At 64.5% G+C, this 16,572-nt stretch carries 16 protein-coding genes and 2 riboswitches; of the genes, 6 read left to right on the top strand and 10 right to left on the bottom strand.

Annotated features, from left to right (window positions below):
* Positions 1 to 391: 391 nt before the first annotated feature.
* From QQM37_RS13285 to QQM37_RS13270, 4 genes are all read right to left on the bottom strand, one after another.
* Positions 392 to 1,144, bottom strand: a complete 753-nt coding sequence (locus QQM37_RS13285) for an NlpC/P60 family protein (protein ID WP_285728094.1) — start codon at positions 1,142 to 1,144, stop codon at positions 392 to 394.
* 90 nt (positions 1,145 to 1,234) lie between these two features.
* Positions 1,235 to 1,972, bottom strand: coding sequence for a C40 family peptidase (locus tag QQM37_RS13280; protein ID WP_285728093.1), 738 nt, complete (start codon positions 1,970 to 1,972; stop codon positions 1,235 to 1,237).
* Between the two features lie 2 nt (positions 1,973 to 1,974).
* Positions 1,975 to 2,145, bottom strand: a riboswitch (cyclic di-AMP (ydaO/yuaA leader).
* Positions 2,146 to 2,386: 241 nt separating this feature from the next.
* Complete coding sequence (locus QQM37_RS13275) at positions 2,387 to 3,610, bottom strand: peptidoglycan DD-metalloendopeptidase family protein (RefSeq protein ID WP_285728092.1); 1,224 nt, start codon at positions 3,608 to 3,610, stop codon at positions 2,387 to 2,389.
* 98 nt (positions 3,611 to 3,708) lie between these two features.
* A riboswitch (cyclic di-AMP (ydaO/yuaA leader) is annotated at positions 3,709 to 3,873 on the bottom strand.
* Between the two features lie 101 nt (positions 3,874 to 3,974).
* Complete coding sequence (locus QQM37_RS13270; protein WP_285728091.1) at positions 3,975 to 4,670, bottom strand: iron-dependent transcriptional repressor DtxR; 696 nt, start codon at positions 4,668 to 4,670, stop codon at positions 3,975 to 3,977.
* Between the two features lie 235 nt (positions 4,671 to 4,905).
* Here QQM37_RS13270 and serC point away from each other — a divergent pair, with 235 nt between their 5' ends.
* Positions 4,906 to 6,036, top strand: a complete 1,131-nt coding sequence (gene serC / locus QQM37_RS13265) for a phosphoserine transaminase (RefSeq protein WP_285728090.1) — start codon at positions 4,906 to 4,908, stop codon at positions 6,034 to 6,036.
* Between the two features lie 36 nt (positions 6,037 to 6,072).
* On the opposite strand, the gene QQM37_RS13260 is transcribed toward serC, so the two are convergent.
* Together QQM37_RS13260 and QQM37_RS13255 are read right to left on the bottom strand one after the other, a co-directional pair.
* A complete protein-coding gene (locus tag QQM37_RS13260; RefSeq protein WP_285728089.1) occupies positions 6,073 to 6,597 on the bottom strand; it encodes a DUF3027 domain-containing protein in 525 nt (174 codons plus the stop codon).
* Positions 6,598 to 6,603: 6 nt separating this feature from the next.
* A complete protein-coding gene (locus tag QQM37_RS13255) occupies positions 6,604 to 6,990 on the bottom strand; it encodes a cold-shock protein (RefSeq protein WP_285728088.1) in 387 nt (128 codons plus the stop codon).
* A gap of 161 nt (positions 6,991 to 7,151) precedes the next feature.
* Between QQM37_RS13255 and QQM37_RS13250 the strand changes: the two genes are divergently transcribed.
* From QQM37_RS13250 to QQM37_RS13230, 5 genes are all read left to right on the top strand, one after another.
* On the top strand, positions 7,152 to 9,638 hold the full coding sequence (locus tag QQM37_RS13250) for a helicase-associated domain-containing protein (RefSeq protein ID WP_285728087.1): 2,487 nt from the start codon (positions 7,152 to 7,154) through the stop codon (positions 9,636 to 9,638).
* 31 nt (positions 9,639 to 9,669) lie between these two features.
* On the top strand, positions 9,670 to 11,316 hold the full coding sequence (locus QQM37_RS13245; protein ID WP_285728098.1) for a DNA repair helicase XPB: 1,647 nt from the start codon (positions 9,670 to 9,672) through the stop codon (positions 11,314 to 11,316).
* Between the two features lie 221 nt (positions 11,317 to 11,537).
* The gene (locus tag QQM37_RS13240; RefSeq protein WP_285728086.1) at positions 11,538 to 12,197 is read left to right on the top strand and encodes a cadmium resistance transporter; all 660 of its coding nucleotides are present in this window, start codon (positions 11,538 to 11,540) and stop codon (positions 12,195 to 12,197) included.
* A 78-nt stretch (positions 12,198 to 12,275) separates the two neighbouring features.
* A complete protein-coding gene (locus QQM37_RS13235) occupies positions 12,276 to 12,986 on the top strand; it encodes a response regulator transcription factor (protein ID WP_285728085.1) in 711 nt (236 codons plus the stop codon).
* 2 nt (positions 12,987 to 12,988) lie between these two features.
* Entirely contained in the window at positions 12,989 to 14,485 is a 1,497-nt protein-coding gene (locus tag QQM37_RS13230; RefSeq protein ID WP_285728084.1) for a sensor histidine kinase, read from the top strand.
* A gap of 18 nt (positions 14,486 to 14,503) precedes the next feature.
* On the opposite strand, the gene QQM37_RS13225 is transcribed toward QQM37_RS13230, so the two are convergent.
* The 4 genes from QQM37_RS13225 to QQM37_RS13210 form a co-directional block, all read right to left on the bottom strand.
* Positions 14,504 to 14,809: a hypothetical protein gene (locus QQM37_RS13225; RefSeq protein WP_285728083.1), complete on the bottom strand. Its 306-nt coding sequence runs from the start codon at positions 14,807 to 14,809 to the stop codon at positions 14,504 to 14,506.
* A 100-nt stretch (positions 14,810 to 14,909) separates the two neighbouring features.
* The gene (locus tag QQM37_RS13220; protein WP_285728082.1) at positions 14,910 to 15,431 is read right to left on the bottom strand and encodes a hypothetical protein; all 522 of its coding nucleotides are present in this window, start codon (positions 15,429 to 15,431) and stop codon (positions 14,910 to 14,912) included.
* Positions 15,428 to 16,279, bottom strand: coding sequence for a prolipoprotein diacylglyceryl transferase (locus QQM37_RS13215; RefSeq protein ID WP_285728081.1), 852 nt, complete (start codon positions 16,277 to 16,279; stop codon positions 15,428 to 15,430). Before QQM37_RS13215 ends, QQM37_RS13220 begins: the two co-directional genes overlap by 4 nt.
* Positions 16,260 to 16,571, bottom strand: a complete 312-nt coding sequence (locus tag QQM37_RS13210) for a hypothetical protein (protein ID WP_285728080.1) — start codon at positions 16,569 to 16,571, stop codon at positions 16,260 to 16,262. The genes QQM37_RS13215 and QQM37_RS13210 overlap by 20 nt, the downstream gene beginning before the upstream one ends.
* Position 16,572: the final 1 nt, after the last annotated feature.

Genomic DNA, 16,572 nt, shown 5'->3' with positions numbered 1-16,572 from the left:
AAAACACTACCACCACACCACCCCCCAACACAAACCCAACCCCAGCACCAGTCTAAAAACCCTGAAAACACGCGGAATTTCGGCCTCCCCACGAACTAGCTGGCCTACGAACCAGATTGCAGGCTGCTCAAACTGCGCAGAGGCTCCCCTAGTGCAGTACCCGCACTGGAGGATCCGGCCTTGGCCCGGGCGACCGCGGTCCCCCGGGCCCGCTTCACTACTCCACGAACCGGGACCTGGTGACAGCAGACGGCGGCTAAGGGTTATAGGGCTAAACCCGTGAAGTGTGGCGGACTGTGTCCAGAAAACGTAGAAAGGCCCCCACCCGGAGGTGAGAGCCCTACTACGACGTCGTTACTCAGGAGCTACTGCCCTGATCGACCAACGATGATCAGTGACCGATAGCGATGAAGACCGGACCGCTGCCCACGTTGACCGTGAAGAGCTTGGTCTGGTTTCCGTTGAATCCACCATGCACAGCCATGCCGTTGCCCACGTAGACAGCAATATGAGCCGCGCCGGCACCGCCATTAGCGTAGTAGATGAGGTCGCCGGGCTGAGCTTCAGCCTGGCTGACCGTACGACCCAAGGACAGGTAACCTGCCGGCCAGCCGTGGTAGAAGATACCAGCGGCAGCGAGCGAGTTGGAGGCCAGTGCGGTGCAGTCCTGCATCACACCGAGCTGCGAGTAGGCAGCAGCAGCGATGATGGCGCCCACACCGGAGCCCACCGCCGGGGCGGGGGTGGCCGGAGCGGCTGTGGGCTTGGCAGCAGCGACAGGAGCTGCGGCCTGCTGAACCGGCTTCGCGGCCTGAGTCTGAACCGTGACAACAGGCTTGGGCGACGGCGTCGAGGACACCACAGCCTGCTCAAACTCGATCTTGACGGTAGAGGAGGCAGTCACCACCGGCGCGGTGCTGTCCACCGCGAGGGTCGCCTTGTTGTCGACCTGCTGCGGCTCAGTGGTCGTCGCAGCGTTCGCAGCGAGTCCAGTGGTGAGCACCAGGCCCGATGCTGCAGCGATCACGGCGGCCTGACGCCCAACGCCGCCGGCGTTGTCGCCGACGGCCTTGGCGATGATGGCGAGGGAGCTGGTCTTGGGAGCCGCCGAACGGTGCCGGGCAATTCCTGCGCGATTGCTCATGAAGTGCTCACTTTCGATTCTCTGTGGCTATGGATTGCGGGGAGCGACAGGAGGTGTTCCGCGGGCTGTCGCACCCGCCAGGCCAGGCCTCTAAGGGAGCGTGTAGAAAACAGCCGAACCAACAGCGGCCACCGAAGTGAGCTGCGTGCCCTGACTGGGGTTGAGAGCGTTGACCTCCATGCCGTTACCGACATAGACACCCACGTGTGATCCGCCATTCTGGACGACCAGGTCGCCAGGCTGCGGGTTTGAGGTCTGGACCATCACGGACCACTGATTGGTGCGAGGAATGCTGATTCCCGCCTGAGCGAAAGCCCACTGGACGAATCCGGAGCAATCCCAACCGGCTTTGGTGGTGCCTCCCCAGACGTAGGGAACGCCGATGCCGCCATAAGCTGCAGCAGCCACCGCACCCAGTTTGCCGCCAGCCACAGGAGCGGCAGGGGCTTCCGGAGCCTTGGTAGCAGCAGGCTTGGCTACAGTCGGAGTGACCTGCTGAGCCGCAGCGGCGACCTTCTGGACAACGGGAGCTGCCGAGGAAACCTGAACCTGCTCAAACGCAACCTGTGCGGAGCTGGGAACAATAATCTGAGCGGAAGCCTGAGCGCCAGTATCAACTGCAGCAACGGTACCCACCGGAAGATCTGCAGGAGCAGCGACCGCTGCGGGGATGCCCACGCTTGCGGCCAGGCCTGCTGCGGCCACAACGACGGCCGCCTGGCGACCGAAGGAGCCTGCATTGGAGGCTACCGCTTTGGAAATTGCAGTCAGCGGACTGGCTGCACTACCGGCAGCGCGGTGCCGGGCATTCAATGTCGTTGAAGACACACTAAACCTCTCCCAAAGCCTGCGAGGTAAGCTGTCGGATTCGGATGGGAGTCACCCGGCCGCGTTCTTCTCCGTTAGGAGAATGACGCGGCTTCACCCCAAGGGCTTCACAGAAGCCCACAATTGGTTCCCCCGCCTCTGCCAGACGAATGTGCGAACGGACTCTGGTCGGTGGCAGAGCTAAGCAATCCGCCCAGAGGCGCGGTCGTCGGTAAACGACCGCGCACTGAAGACGTTACCGTACCTCTTCAGCAATGTCACATTCAGGTCACGGAAAAGGAGATCATTCGGCGCCGAAGTATCGAAAGGATGACGGAGGTCGCGCGGCGAATCCCGCGCCAGCACTGCGAACGCACCGCTTGCAGGCCACTCAGGAATCTCCCAGGAAACCAGGAAACTCTCAGGAACCGATGTCTACAACCAGCCGAGTGGATCAACCGGCTTGCCGTCGATCAGCACCTCGAAATGCAGATGGCAGCCGGTGGATGCACCGGTAGTGCCACTCAAGGAAACCAGATCTCCACGGTTCAGCTTCTGGCCAACCGTGACCTTGATCGCGGAATTGTGGTTGTACGTGGTGGTCAGACCGTTACCGTGATCGATCTCCACCCGGTTGCCACCACCATTATTGGACCATCCGGCGAAAGTCACCGTCCCGCCCGCTGCAGCGAACACCTGAGTACCACAGGCCACCGCGAAATCCTGACCGGTGTGCATGTCTCCCATTTGCCCGGTCAACGGATTGACCCGGTAGCCAAAGGGAGAGGTGGGTACCAGAGGAGGCGCCAGAGGTGCGGCCAGCACGCCCTTGGCAGCCGCTGCCGTTACCTTGTCCGCCGAGACCTTCAGAGCGTCATGGAGTTTGCTGTCCGGGTCCGTCGAGCTGGCTGCCTGAGCGCCATCGAACTTCAGCGTGACCTTCGCATCCGCTGTAACCCGGGAGGACGACGGCTGGGGCGCGCTCTCGGCCTGGGCGGAAGTCGCCGATGCCGGCAGCAGGCCAGCGGAGGACGGCACCACGACGGCGAGAGCCAGGCCCGCTGCGGCCAGCACAATGCTGCCACGCTGAGCCGTCCGCACCGTGATCCAGCGGGAGCCAGAATGGGTTTTTGTGCGGGAACCCAGGGTATTTCGGGCCCTTCGCAGAGCAGCCTGAGAGGACGTCGACTGAACCGGGGCAGGCTGGGCCTGAGCAGAATGGGCCTGAGCGGAAGGCGTACCGATCGCCACCGGCGCGATCCTGGCAGCCTGTCGCTCACGGGGACGACGGAGCGGCTCCTGCTCGGACAGAGCTGCGGCTACGGCTTCGGTCAGCGAGAGACGAGGTTCTTCAGCGACCCGAGGAGCGACAGCGACCACCGGGCTGCTGGCTACTGCGGGGGTGGGCTCCGACTTCAGGCCAGCCGACGTCAGGCCTGCCGATTCGAGTTGACGAGCCCGTCGTGCCGCATCCCGCGGGCGCAGGCTGGAGCCGGCACTCTGCGCGACTGGAGGCTCGGCTGGCGGGAAAGGCTCTGTGACGGAAGTGGTAACGGCATCCAGGCGGCGTGCGCGCCTCGGGCCGGGAGTGTGAGCGAGGGTGCCATCGACTGAAGCGTGTGGCAGCCCAGAGGGTTCAAGCCCCACAGAATTAAGCATTACAGAATTAAGCCCCGCAGCGTGAAGCGGGGCAGGAAGTGCGGCGCGACGCCGACCGTGCTGGCTGGGAGCACGTACCTCATCGAGGCTCGCAGTCATAGTTTCCTCTCGGGCACCTACGGAGTTAGCTGTCGGATTCGGATCAGAGCAATCCGGCCCTGCACCACGGCGCATCGCGCCGCGCTGAGGACTTCACCCCAAGGCCCGTCAACGAGCCAGATTGGTTCCCCCATCCTTGCCCTTGGAACAGATGAAAACTCCATTCGATGGCAAGGTTAAGTGTCGTCTGGAGAGGACGCCACGAACTCGGCGCCAAGGAACAACTATACGTCAAACGTGAGTCATTGTAATAATTCCGTGATCTTCAGATCACGGTGACAAATACGTGCTGCGCCACCTCCGGAGGCAGTTCCAGGGCGCCGTCGACGCCCGGCACACGAACCGAAATGTACTCACCCACTCGCTCCAGAGACACCGTGACGCCAGGGGTGAGCCCGGCATCCTCCAGCTGTCCGAGCAACTCCGGGTCCACCTGGATACGCTCGGACAGACGGGCAATGGAGACGGTCGAATCGTCACGGTAGTCGTCCATCGCCGTGATCAAGTTCACGACGCCGTCAAAAAAGTCAGGAGCCTTGTCCCCACCGAGGAACTCCAGGCCGGGAATCGGATTGCCATAGGGCGACTCGCTCGGGCGGCCGAGGAGATCGAACAGATGGGCCTCCACCCGCTCGCTCATCACGTGCTCCCAGCGACAAGCTTCTTCGTGGACATATGGCCACTCCAGTTTGATGACATCAGCGAGCAACCTCTCCGCCAGGCGATGTTTGCGCATCACCGCTGTGGCGCGCTGGCGCCCATGCTCCGTCAGTTCAAGGTGGCGATCCCCTGAGACCACCACCAGACCGTCACGTTCCATCCGGGCAATGGTCTGGGAGACCGTCGGTCCCGAGTGATGCAGGCGCTCGGCAATGCGCGCCCGCAAAGGCACAATATGTTCCTCTTCAAGTTCGAGGATCGTCCGCAGATACATTTCAGTCGTATCAATCAGATCGGTCACCATAGCCCCATTCCCGCCATAAAGGCTTGCCAACCATAGACTCACGCACCGACAACGAGCAGATCGTGGTACGGCAGCCTCACGTTCATTGGTACTAACCTATCGCCCCCAGCGTTTCCTTCCCACCGATGCCGTATATCTCGGTATATCTCCGGCTCCGCCCCCCCTGGCTTGGGAGCAGGCAGCGCCCTGGGGCAGAATGGCAACAGCAAATCCCCCACCCGATGGAGCCCTTGTGAGCGAGAGCCAGCCGAGCATTCCCACCATTCCCGCGGACCTGCTCCCGGTCGACGGACGTTTCGGTGCCGGCCCGTCCAAGGTCCGTCCGGCCCAGTTGGATGCCCTGATCGCCTCCGCGAACATCCTGGGCACCTCGCACCGTCAGGCGCCGGTCAGGAACCTGGTGGGCGATATCCGCGAAGGCCTGCGCACCCTCTTCAGCGCACCGGAGGGGTACGAGGTGATCCTTGGCGTGGGTGGATCCACCGCATTCTGGGACGCCGCCGCGTTCAGCGTGGTGGAGCGCAAAGCACAGCACCTGAGCTTTGGCGAGTTCGGGGCCAAATTTGCCAAGGCCACGGATCAGGCACCGTTCCTGGAGAGTTCCTCCGTGATCACCGCCCCCGCCGGTTCACGCCCCACCCCGCTCGCGGAAGCGGGTGTGGATGTCTACGCCTGGCCACAGAACGAGACCTCAACGGGCGTCATTGCCCCAGTTCAGCGCGTGGCAGGCGCAGATGATGGCGCACTGGTCGTCGTGGATGCGACCTCGGCCGCCGGTGGAGTGGCCGTTGACCTTGCCGAGACCGACATCTACTACTTCGCCCCGCAGAAGAATTTCGGGTCCGACGGCGGCCTGTGGCTGGCGCTTTTCTCCCCGGCTGCGCTGGAGAGGGTGGCCCGCATTGCGGCCAGCGGCCGCTGGATCCCGGACTTCCTGAACCTGCAGACCGCGGTGGACAATTCACTGCTCAACCAGACCTACAACACCCCAGCGCTGGCCACCCTGGTCACTCTGGCGGATCAGATCAGCTGGCTCAACGCCCAGGGCGGCCTGGACTTCGCGGCAGGGCGCACGCGGGAATCTTCCAGCCGCATCTACACCTGGGCGCAGGAGAACCCGCTGGCGACTCCGTTTGTCACGGAACCGGAGTTCCGCTCCCCCGTGATCACCACGATCGATTTTGTGGATGAGGTGGACGCGACCTGGCTGGCCAGGAGCCTGCGGGCCCATGGCGTGGTGGACGTCGACCCCTACCGCAAGCTGGGGCGGAACCAACTGAGGATCGCCACCTTCGCCTCCATTGAGCCCGATGACGTCAGCGCTCTGCTGGGCTGCCTCGACTACCTGCTGGCGAACCGCTAGAAAACAACCAGCTGAGCGGCGCTCAGAGTACGGCGCTCAGAGATCTGACTCGTCAGCGGTGTCATGGGCGCTGAGGACGTCCGGCTCGTGATCAGCGGACGGCTCCAGTTCTTCTGGAGCGCTCCCTTCCGAGGAATCCTCTGCCAACGCGTCCTCAGTCTGCGCATCCTCGGGGCGGACCCGCTCTGACCAGGGCAGCCACTCCGGTGCCACCAGCGAATGATCCGAGGGCAGCAGCCCGACCTCATCGACGGTGACGTGTTTGCTCCGCGAAACGCGCGTCAGGACGGCGAACCACTGCCACCCGACATAGCCCGGAAGCTTGCACTCAAAGAGATGGGTGGCAACCCGCTCGCCTTCGCTCTTGGCGCCCAGATGAGCGCCGATCTGCGCGTCCTTGGCAATCGAGAGCAGAGCGTTCCGGGCGACATCGACCGCCTGACTGATCACAGCGTCCGGCTTGCCTACACGCCAGACCGGGACCCCGTACTTACCCCGCTGTGACCCGGAACGCGTCCCGGAACCCTGAGCCTCGGCGCGAACGTCGGGTGCCTCGGACATCACGATCTACTGACCGTCCAGATCGCTGGCCACGGCACGAAGCACCGCCGCGATCTTGTTGCCGCTGGCCTTGTCAGGATACTTGCCCGCCTGCAAACCGTTGGCCGTCCTTTCGAGCAGTTTGATCAGATCCTCCACGAGCACCACCAGGTCCGCAGCCGGCTTACGCGTGGCTTTGACCACCGAAGGCGGGGTGTCCAGGATGCGCACGCTCAGCGCCTGAGCGCCCTTTTTACCGTCCGCGATGCCGTACTCCACCCGAGTGCCTGCTTTGATCTCCTTGACCCCTGCGGGAAGGGCATTGATATGCAGAAAAGCCTCCTGACCATCATCAGAGACCAGAAAACCGAAGCCTTTGTCGGTGTCGAACCATTTGACCTTGCCGGTGGGCACGTCACTACCTCTTTTGTGATCGAATGCCCGCCAGATGGTGCCGAGGGCAGCATCGTGCGGGCATGTGGTGAGTATTCTGCCTCTAGCCTAGCCGTTCCGAGTGCTTCGAGCATCGGCACCCCCGCTACACGGCTACGCCCCGGAGCGGTAGCGTGGGAAGGGTGTCTGCTATTGCCGCCCTCAGCCTGGAGCTTCAGCAGCGCAGCGATGCCGCCCTCCACGCATTGTGTGCGGACCGCCCGGACCTGATCTCACCGCCAGTGCCGGATTTTGCAGCGCTCGCTGCCCGGGCCTGTTCGCGGCTGAGCGTGCACCGCGCCGTGGACCGGCTCACGACCGCGCAGATTCAGATCATTGAGGCGTCGCTGGTGCTCAACGGCCCGGTCACCCCAGCCGCTCTCAAACCCTTGCTGCGCGGGTCCAACCAGCGCACCCTCACCAGCGCGCTCAATCGACTCCATGATCTTGCACTGTTCTACCAGGTGCCGGGCGGCCTGCTCCCCGTCGGTGCCCTCCACGAGGTACTGGGAACCTACCCCGCTGGGCTGGGCCGTAGTTATCACACCCTGTCAGCGATCAGCGGTGACTTCCTGGTAGCGACCGCCACCCGCCTGGGGCTACTGCCGACAACCCAGCCCGCGGTGGAGGCTCAGGCTTCACTGGTCTCTCAGGCGTCCCAGGCCTCGCAGGCTTCCGAGGCCCTGGCCGACCGCTTTGCCGAGCCACAGTGGTGGTCGGAGCTGCTGCAACGGGCGCCGGAACGAACTTCTGAACTTCTGACCCGTCTGGAGTCTCAGCCGCTGGCCACCCTTCCGGCACCTCTTGTGGAGCGTCCCCTCAACCCCGCCGCCACCGAGGATCCCGCGGACAGCGACGATTCAGCCGATTCGCAGAGCCCCGTGGGATTCCTGCTCGCAGAAGGCCTTCTCATTCCGCTGGGCGGAGCGCATCTTGAACTGGTCCGGGAGGCAGGTCTTCGCTGGCGCGAAGGTGCGGTGGTCACTGATTTCTCTGCGACCTTCCCGGCCGCAGCGCCAGGCCACGGTGCGGCGAGCGCGCCCCTCTCAGTTCTTCGCCGGGAAAATGCCGCCCTGGCTGCTGTCACCGAGCTGCTGCACGATGCCTCCATCCTCATGGAATCGGTGACGCACGCTCCCGTACCGACTCTGCGTCACGGCGGGGTGGGAGTGCGTGCCTTGCGCAGTCTCAGCCAGCAGGCTGGCGTGGACGAGAGCAGGGCTGCCTTTCTCCTGGAGTTACTCGCGGCCTCCGGCATGATCGAGCTCCTGGCGGAGACCTCCCAGTGGAGTGCGGCCCGGAGCTCAACAGCCCACCCGGGTCCGGACGTTCTGTGGTTTGTCCTTCCCCGCGTCGAGCAGTGGTCCGCACTGACTCAGGCCTGGCTGCAGATGGACCGCGCGCCGTCGCTCATCGGACGAGCCGAGGCCTCCATCTCAGGACGGCCCGCAGCACCTACGATCAATGCCCTGTCCGCTGAAGTGCGCCGTGCCGATGCGCCGGCGCTGCGCAGCCTACTGCTGGACGTTCTGGGCACATCTGCCAACCCGGAACAGCCCTCAGAACTTCTCCGCCAGGCTGCCTGGCTGCGGCCACGGCTCTGGCGTCGGGTCGGCAGACTTGCCGAGGACGTACTCGCGGAAGCCGAGGCGCTGGGAATCACCGGAGCCGGAACGCTGAGCAGCTTCGGTGCCTTCCTCGCCCGGGGTGAACAGAGCCAGGCCGAGGAGACACTGCGGACCAGCCTGCCGGCTCCTCTGGGCACCATACTTCTCCAGGCCGATCTGACCGCCGTCGCGCCCGGATACCTGGAACCCGCGCTCAGCCGGGAGCTGGCGCTGCTGGCGGACCGGGAGGGCCGCGGACCCGCAGCCTTCTACCGGTTCTCTGCAGACAGCCTTCGCAGGGCGCTCGATGCCGGACGGGAGGCAGAGGGCGTCCTCGCCTTTCTGGCGCAGCACAGTGCCACGCCCATCCCGCAGCCGCTCGAGTATCTGATCCGGGATGCCGCCAGCCGGCATGGCATCATCCGGCTGACCCCTGCCGCCACCGTGCTGACCGGAGCAGATGCCGCTGGGCTGCTGGCCGTCGCCCACGACTCGGCGCTGAGCGATCTGGGTCTGCGCGAGATGGCACCAGGAGTTCTGATCAGCCCCGTCGGCCCGGCCGAACTGTCCCGCAGACTTCGCGCTGTGGGCCATTCCCCGGTGCTGGAACCTGCAGCTGGCCGACCGGGCTCCTCGGCTGAGGTCACCGTTCAGGCGTCTGCCCTGGAAACTGAGTTGGAGTCCCGTCTGGACGGGCACCCTCCGGATGAGACTGGGGCTGAATGGGAAATCCAGCTGACCCGTCTTCGTCAGGGCCCTTCCAGCGCACCGTTCCATTCCACCCTGGTTCCCCAGGTCGGTCTGGAAACCCTGCGTGAGGCGATCCGGACCAGGAAGCAGGTGGCTTTGACCGTGGTGGACTCTGAAGGGAATCAGGAACGGCTACGCCTTGTTCCACTGTCGGTGAATTCCGGCCGGGTCAGGGTCTTTGACCCGGTGCGGGACACCGAACGCCTCATGTCGATCCACCGGATCCTGGACGTCGATCTGCTCGATGCCGTGAAAGGCCCCGCCCATGAATGAGCCCTCCCAGCCCTCGGCACAAGGACCACAGGTGCCCCAGGGCCCGCTCATCGTGCAGAGTGATAAGACCGTACTCCTCGAGGTGGACCACCCTCTGGCCACTGAAGCCCGGCATACCCTGGCGGCTTTTGCCGAGCTGGAGCGCGCTCCGGAACACATGCACACCTACCGGATCACGCCACTGGGGCTGTGGAACGCCCGCGCGGCCGGGCTGGATGCCGAACAGGTCCTCGATTCACTCCTGAAGTATTCGCGTTTCCCGGTTCCGCATTCACTGTTGATCGACATCGAGGAGACGATGAGCCGCTACGGCCGACTCCGCCTGGAGAAGGATCCGGTGCACGGGCTAGTGATGCGCACGGATGACTTCCCGGTGTTGGAGGAAGTCGTCCGTGCCAAGAAGATCGGCGAACTACTGGGCCCGCGGATCGACCCGCACACCGTGGTGGTGCACTCATCTCAGCGCGGAACCCTCAAGCAATTGCTGCTGAAAATCGGCTGGCCGGCCGAGGATCTGGCCGGATACGTCGACGGCACTCCGCATCTGATCAGTCTGGAGGAGCAGGACTGGCAGTTGCGCCCCTATCAGAAGCTCGCGGTGGAAAACTTCTGGGCTGGGGGTTCCGGCGTCGTCGTGCTCCCTTGCGGTGCGGGGAAGACGCTGGTGGGCGCGGCCGCCATGGCAACCAGCAGTAGCACCACGCTGATTCTGGTCACCAACACGGTTTCCGCCCGGCAGTGGCGCGAGGAGCTGCTCCGGCGCACGTCGCTCACCGAAGGGGAGATCGGCGAATACTCCGGCTCGGTCAAGGAGGTGCGCCCCGTGACGATCGCCACCTACCAGGTGCTGACCCTCAAACGTGGCGGCCTCTACCCGCACCTGGAGCTGCTGAACGACAACGACTGGGGCCTGATCATTTACGACGAGGTGCATCTGCTCCCCGCACCGATCTTCCGGATGACGGCGGACCTGCAGGCCCGGCGCAGGCTAGGTCTGACCGCCACCCTGGTCCGCGAGGACGGCCGGGAGGGCGAGGTCTTCTCACTGATCGGCCCCAAACGCTATGACGCACCGTGGAAGGACATCGAGGCCCAGGGCTACATCGCGCCCGCCGACTGTGTGGAGGTCCGGGTGGATCTTCCGCAGGACGAGCGGATGGCCTACGCGATAGCGGATGATGCCGATAAGTACCGGCTCTGCGCGACCTCACCGGCCAAAACCACGGTGGTGGAACAGTTGGTGGAATCTCACCGGGGCGAGCAGCTGCTGGTGATCGGCCAGTACCTGGATCAGCTGGATGAGATCGCCACGCTGATCGATGCTCCGACGATCCAGGGGAACACCCCGGTCAAGGAGCGGCAGCGCCTTTTTGATGCCTTCCGGGCCGGGGAGATCCACACTCTGGTGGTCTCCAAGGTGGCTAATTTCTCGATTGACCTGCCCGAGGCCTCGGTCGCCATCCAAGTCTCCGGTTCTTTCGGCTCCCGGCAGGAGGAAGCGCAACGGCTGGGCCGGCTGTTGAGGCCCAAGGCTGATGGGCGCTCGGCCAGGTTCTACACGCTGGTGGCCCGGGACACCCTGGACCAGGAGTTTGCCCAGCGGCGGCAGCGCTTCCTGGCCGAGCAGGGTTATGCCTACCGGATTCTGGACGCGAAGGATGCGATTGCCGAAGGCTAAACATAGAGGTTGACCAGCGATCTCTGACCACCTGTAGTGGGAAGTGTCAAAGTTTTAAGCACTTACTGGGAGCGGCGTGCAGGAGGACCCCGGGAATTCAGTGATCTGGTAGCGGTGCGAGTTGGTAAGTGCTTAAAACCTTGACGCCCCTGAGCCGGGATACCGGGCTTAACACAGACGGCCGGGCGAGACGCTAGCTGGAACGGATACCCTCGGAATAGATGAACACCCTGATCGGCACCGTGCTCACGGCAGTGGGTGCTTTTGCCGCCACGAACCTTGATGACCTCCTGGTGCTGTCCGTGCTGTTCGTCTCTGCTCGCAGCCTGCCCTCCCCCGGCCTCTGGCGAATCTGGGTTGGCCAGTACCTCGGCATTGGCATTCTGACCGTTGCCGCCCTGCTCGGCGCCGAGGCACTCACCGTCGTGGCGATGCCTTGGGTGGGCCTGCTCGGTCTGGTGCCGCTGTGCCTGGGAGCATATGGCCTGATCCGGCTGATCGGCGCGAGGCACCGTCCCGACCCCGGGGGCCAGGATGCCGGGGCTCAGGATGCCGCGGCCCGGCAGGAACCCGCAGCGGCACCGCGCTCGCTCGCCCTGCCCGCCATCGCCGCCGTGACGGTGGCCAACGGCGGCGACAATCTCTCGGTGTACATCCCACTGTTCCACTCCCTGACGCCGCTCGAGGCCAGCCTCACGGTGCTGATCTTCGCAGTGATGATCGCCCTGTGGTGCGCTGCCGGTTTCTGGTTGACCGTGCACCCGGCAGTAGGTGCGCTGTGCCGCAGGGCCGGGCACTGGGCCATACCCGCGGTCTATCTCGCGCTCGGCATCGTCATCCTGCTCCGCTCCGGGGTTATCGGGTTGATCCTCACCGCCTGAGCCGAGTCCCTGAATTTGCACCTCACACCTCCGGCAAACGTCCAGCCGACTCTCAGGAAATCACCAGATAATGGGTAGATGAAGAAGAATGGACCCGAAGCCCGGCTGCTCGTGGTGGATGACGAGCCCAATATCCGCGACCTGCTCTCCACCTCCCTTCGCTTTGCCGGTTTTGAGGTGGTTTCCGCCGCCAACGGGAGGGAAGCGCTGGCCGCGGCGGAGGAATACAGCCCGGATCTGGCAGTCCTGGACGTCATGCTCCCGGACATGGACGGCTTCGCAGTGACCAAGCGCCTCCGCTCCTCAGGGAGGCACTTCCCGGTGCTGTTCCTGACCGCCCGGGACGAGACTGAGGACAAGGTCACCGGTCTGACCGTCGGCGGCGACGATTACGTCACCAAACCGTTCAGCCTCGATGAGGTGGTGGCCCGGATTCGCGCGGTACTGCGCCGTACCCGCCCGGCCGAGGATGACGACGCGATCCTGCGGGTGGACGACCTGGAGCTCGATGACGATGCCCACGAGGTCCGACGCGGCAACCAGACGATTGAGCTCTCCCCCACCGAGTTCAAGCTGCTGCGCTTCCTGATGCTCAACCCCAACCGGGTGCTGTCCAAGTCCCAGATCCTGGACCACGTCTGGGAGTACGACTTCGATGGCGATGCCTCCATCGTCGAGTCCTACATCTCCTATCTGCGCCGCAAAATCGACACTGACCCGGGGCTGCCACCCCTCATCCAGACCAAACGCGGAGTGGGTTACGTCCTGCGTACGAGCGAAAAAAGGTAGCGTTGTTCCGCCTCTGGCACCGGGCCTCTCTGCGTACCCAGCTGGTGGCCGTGATCAGTGCTCTGTTGGTGTTGGCGCTGGTCTTCTTCGGCGCGGTGGCGAACTCCCTGATGCGCCAGTTCCTGGTCGATCAGATGGATTCTCAGCTGAGAATCGTGCAGTCCTCCATTCTCGGCTCGGGTTTCACCCCTTCCAGTGTGGGCAGCCAGGTGGGCGGTCTCTACGCCAAGGTTGTTTCCAGTGATGGCTCGGTCTCCCGGGAGAGCTCCAACCCCGGGACCCAGAAACCGGTCTTTGCTGAACTGACGCTGGACCAGGCGGTGGCGCACAACGGCGTACCCTTCGACCTCAAGGATCAGAGCGGGCCGGGCACCTGGCGGGCGCTCATCGTCGCCCCCGTACCGCTGAGCGGACTCAACCCCACGGCCCCACCGCTGACCGGCTACATGCTGATCGCGATCACCTACGACGAGTTCGACAAATCCGCCACCAGGCTGCTCACTGCGATGATCGCAGCCGGGGTGCTGATCGTCATCGTCGGTACCCTGACGGCCTTTCTCATTGTCAGCAGGGCGTTCGTGCCGCTCCGGCGAGTGGAGCGGACCGCGGCGATGATTGCGGCTGGAGACCTCTCGCAACGGGTGGACGTGGCCAATCCGGCCACCGAGGTGGGGCGGCTCTCCGAGTCGCTGAACACCATGTTGGCCAGGATCGAATCAGCTTTTGAGGTCCGCAAAGCTTCAGAGGAGAGCATGCGGCGCTTCATCGCTGATGCCTCTCATGAACTGCGCACGCCGCTGGTCACCATTCGCGGATTCTCCGAGCTGTACCGACAGGGCGCCCTGGTGGAGCAGGAGCAGGTGGGAACGGCCATGGCTCGCATTGAGGGCGAGGCGCAGCGGATGGGCGCCCTGGTGGGCGATCTGCTGGTCCTGGCGCGCATTGATGAACAGCGCCCACTGGCCCGCGGACCGGTGGACCTGCTGGTGCTGGGCCACGATGCCGTGGTGGACGCCCGGGCCAGGGCACCCCGCCGCAGGATCGCGGTGGTGGGGCTCGATGGCGGCCCCGCACCTCAACTGCGCACGGTGGCCGACGAGAGCCGCATCCGGCAGGTCCTGACCAATCTGATGGGCAACGCGCTTCGCTATACGCCGGAGGACAGCCCCTTGGAGCTGGTCCTGGGGGTCCGCGAGGAGGACGGCCTCCGGCAGGTCGTCCTCCAGGTGCGAGACCACGGGGCCGGGATCAGCGAGGAGGAAGCCGCGAAGATCTTTGATCGTTTCTACCGTGCCGAATCGTCCCGCAGCAGGGATACCGGCGGCTCGGGACTGGGCCTGGCCATCGTGGCGGGCATCGTCGCATCACACGGCGGAAGCGTCCGGGTCAGCGCCACTCCGGGCGGCGGAGCCACTTTCACGGTGCTGCTGCCGTTGGAGGCGCCCGGCGATGCCGAAGCGGGCTCAGCCGTGGACGGGATCGAGGAAATCGGTGGCTGAATTTCTCGGTGCCCAGAATTAATGAATGCCGGAAGTACACGGCCCGACCACAAGTATCCAGGTCGAGAACACGACAATCAGCATGCCGGTAGCGAACCTGCGTGTCTGAGCGAAGAAGAGCATGACAATGCCTGCGGCGATGGGCACCAGCAGTGGCAGATTGACCAGCCAGTAGTTGTGCACCCGGCCCATTGTGGCCAAATAGACGGTCAGAAACATTCCCGCCACCGCGATGCCACCGCCCGCAGCAGCCCCGGCACCCATACCGACTGCTGGCGTGCGAACCGTCTGGTCGGTGTACGGCGTTGTTGGATATTCCGGCACGCCGGGCTCTGGCTGCCCGGGCGCTGGCTGATTCTGGTTCTCGCTCGTACTGTCTCCTGGACTGTCTGATCCTGAATTGTCTGCTACCCAGTGGCAACCGCTAGATCGACGTCACCGAGGAAAACAGTGTGGTGCAGGGGCCAACGAACACAATCCAGGCGCTGAACAGCACGATCAGCATGCCCGTGCCGAACATTCGGGTCTTTTTGTTGAAGAGCAGTCCGATGCCGACGGCAATGGGAAGAATCATGGGCATGTTGAGCAGAAAGAAGCTGTGCGTCTTGCCAATGAGGTTGAACTGGAGAATGGCGGCAACGAACAGGATACCGGCGCCAACTGCCGAGCCGAGCCCCAGATTTGCGCCGCCGCCGGACTTCCGGACCTGAGGCGGGCCGTACGGAGGCATTCCGTACTGGGGAACGCCGGGCTGGGGCATTCCGGGCTGGGGCGGGTACTGACCGGGATACGGCTGCTGCGGCGGGGGCTGCGACCATTCGCCGGGCGACGGGAACTGCTGCGGTTGCCCCTGCTGCCATGGTTGCTGCGGCGGATATGGGGGCTGCTGTTGCCCAGGCTGGTTCGGCGGCTCTGGCTGCCCGGGCTGATTCTGGTTCTCGCTCATACTGCCTCCTGAACTGGCTGCTCCTGGGCTTTTGACTCCTGAACTGGATGCTCCTGAACCGTTGACTCCTGAATTGCCGGGCGGGAGTAGACTCCGTGACGCGCTCCCCAGATGATCCGGGCCAGCACCAGGGGGATGGTCACCGCAAGAAACAACTGTGGCCGGGTGAATCCGTCCCAGGCCAGGTTGTTCCCCCGGACAAATTCCACGAGGAACCGGAAAATGGCGTACGCCGCCAGATACAGGGTAAAGGTGGCGCCCGGCGCCATCGGCCGGAACCGCAGCCAGAACCACAACAGGGCGAATGCCACCGCGTGGAAAACGATCTCGTAGATGAAGCTCGGGTGCAGCGGCACGCCGGCCTGCACCCCCAGCCGTGCGGCAGCCGCCGGATCCAGCACAATCCCCCAGCCCGCGCCCGTCGGCGTTCCCGGAACTTCGGTGAAGAAGCAGCCGAACCTGCCGACCGCCATCCCAGCGGCCAGCGCCGGGGCGAACAGGTCGCCGGTGCGCTCACGGTAGTGCGAGATCTTTTTGGCGATATGCGCGCCCAGCCAAGCGCCCACCAGACCACTGAGGATCGAGGCGTTGCCATGCGCCAGCTGTTCGATCAGCGACAGATTCTGCCGCGGATCCAGATTCTGCGCCCAGGTGCCCAGACGCATCAGGACGGCACCACCGGCGAGCGCGCCGAGCACCACATAGGCAAGCCGCTCGTCGATCGGGCCACGGCGCCGGGCCTCAAGAAAGAAAACAATCAGCGCCGCGAACACCCCGAGCAGCACAAAGACCGAATGGGTATCCACCTCGGGGCCGAAGCCCAGCAGGTCATGCAGCGTGGGGAACATGGCTCATGATCCAGACCACGATGCCGCCCGCTCCCGCGAGCGCGAGGAGGGACAGATACGCGATCACCAGACGGGTGTCACCGAGCTTGCACTTGGAACGCAGTAGGCCCTTGCGCCGGGCCCTGGCGTACCCCACGACGCCCAGCACCGCGAAGCCCACCACGGCCAGCGGCCCGAAGATCCAGGCCAGCAGCGCCACCGTGGCAAAAATGCACAGGCGTAGCGGATCGTACGGTGCGGCGGGCTGGCCCACGGCGGCATCGTACTGACCGAGATGGCTGTAGTCGCTCATG

The sequence above is a fragment of the Psychromicrobium xiongbiense genome (genome assembly GCF_030271165.1).
GTDB lineage: Bacteria > Actinomycetota > Actinomycetes > Actinomycetales > Micrococcaceae > Renibacterium > Renibacterium xiongbiense.
The sequence above is the reverse complement of the archived record's forward strand: the minus strand, read 5'-3'. Positions and strand labels throughout refer to the sequence as shown.

What these genes read in the sequence shown, in the direction of transcription:
- QQM37_RS13285 (WP_285728094.1), bottom strand. Translation starts at nt 1,144, where the DNA reads ATGAGCAATCGCGCAGGAATTGCCCGGCACCGTTCGGCGGCTCCCAAG.
- QQM37_RS13275 (WP_285728092.1), bottom strand. Translation starts at nt 3,610, where the DNA reads ATGCTTAATTCTGTGGGGCTTGAACCCTCTGGGCTGCCACACGCTTCA.
- QQM37_RS13260 (WP_285728089.1), bottom strand. Translation starts at nt 6,597, where the DNA reads ATGTCCGAGGCACCCGACGTTCGCGCCGAGGCTCAGGGTTCCGGGACG.
- QQM37_RS13240 (WP_285728086.1), top strand. Translation starts at nt 11,538, where the DNA reads ATGAACACCCTGATCGGCACCGTGCTCACGGCAGTGGGTGCTTTTGCC.
- QQM37_RS13235 (WP_285728085.1), top strand. Translation starts at nt 12,276, where the DNA reads ATGAAGAAGAATGGACCCGAAGCCCGGCTGCTCGTGGTGGATGACGAG.
- QQM37_RS13220 (WP_285728082.1), bottom strand. Translation starts at nt 15,431, where the DNA reads ATGAGCGAGAACCAGAATCAGCCCGGGCAGCCAGAGCCGCCGAACCAG.
- QQM37_RS13215 (WP_285728081.1), bottom strand. Translation starts at nt 16,279, where the DNA reads ATGTTCCCCACGCTGCATGACCTGCTGGGCTTCGGCCCCGAGGTGGAT.
- QQM37_RS13210 (WP_285728080.1), bottom strand. Translation starts at nt 16,571, where the DNA reads ATGAGCGACTACAGCCATCTCGGTCAGTACGATGCCGCCGTGGGCCAG.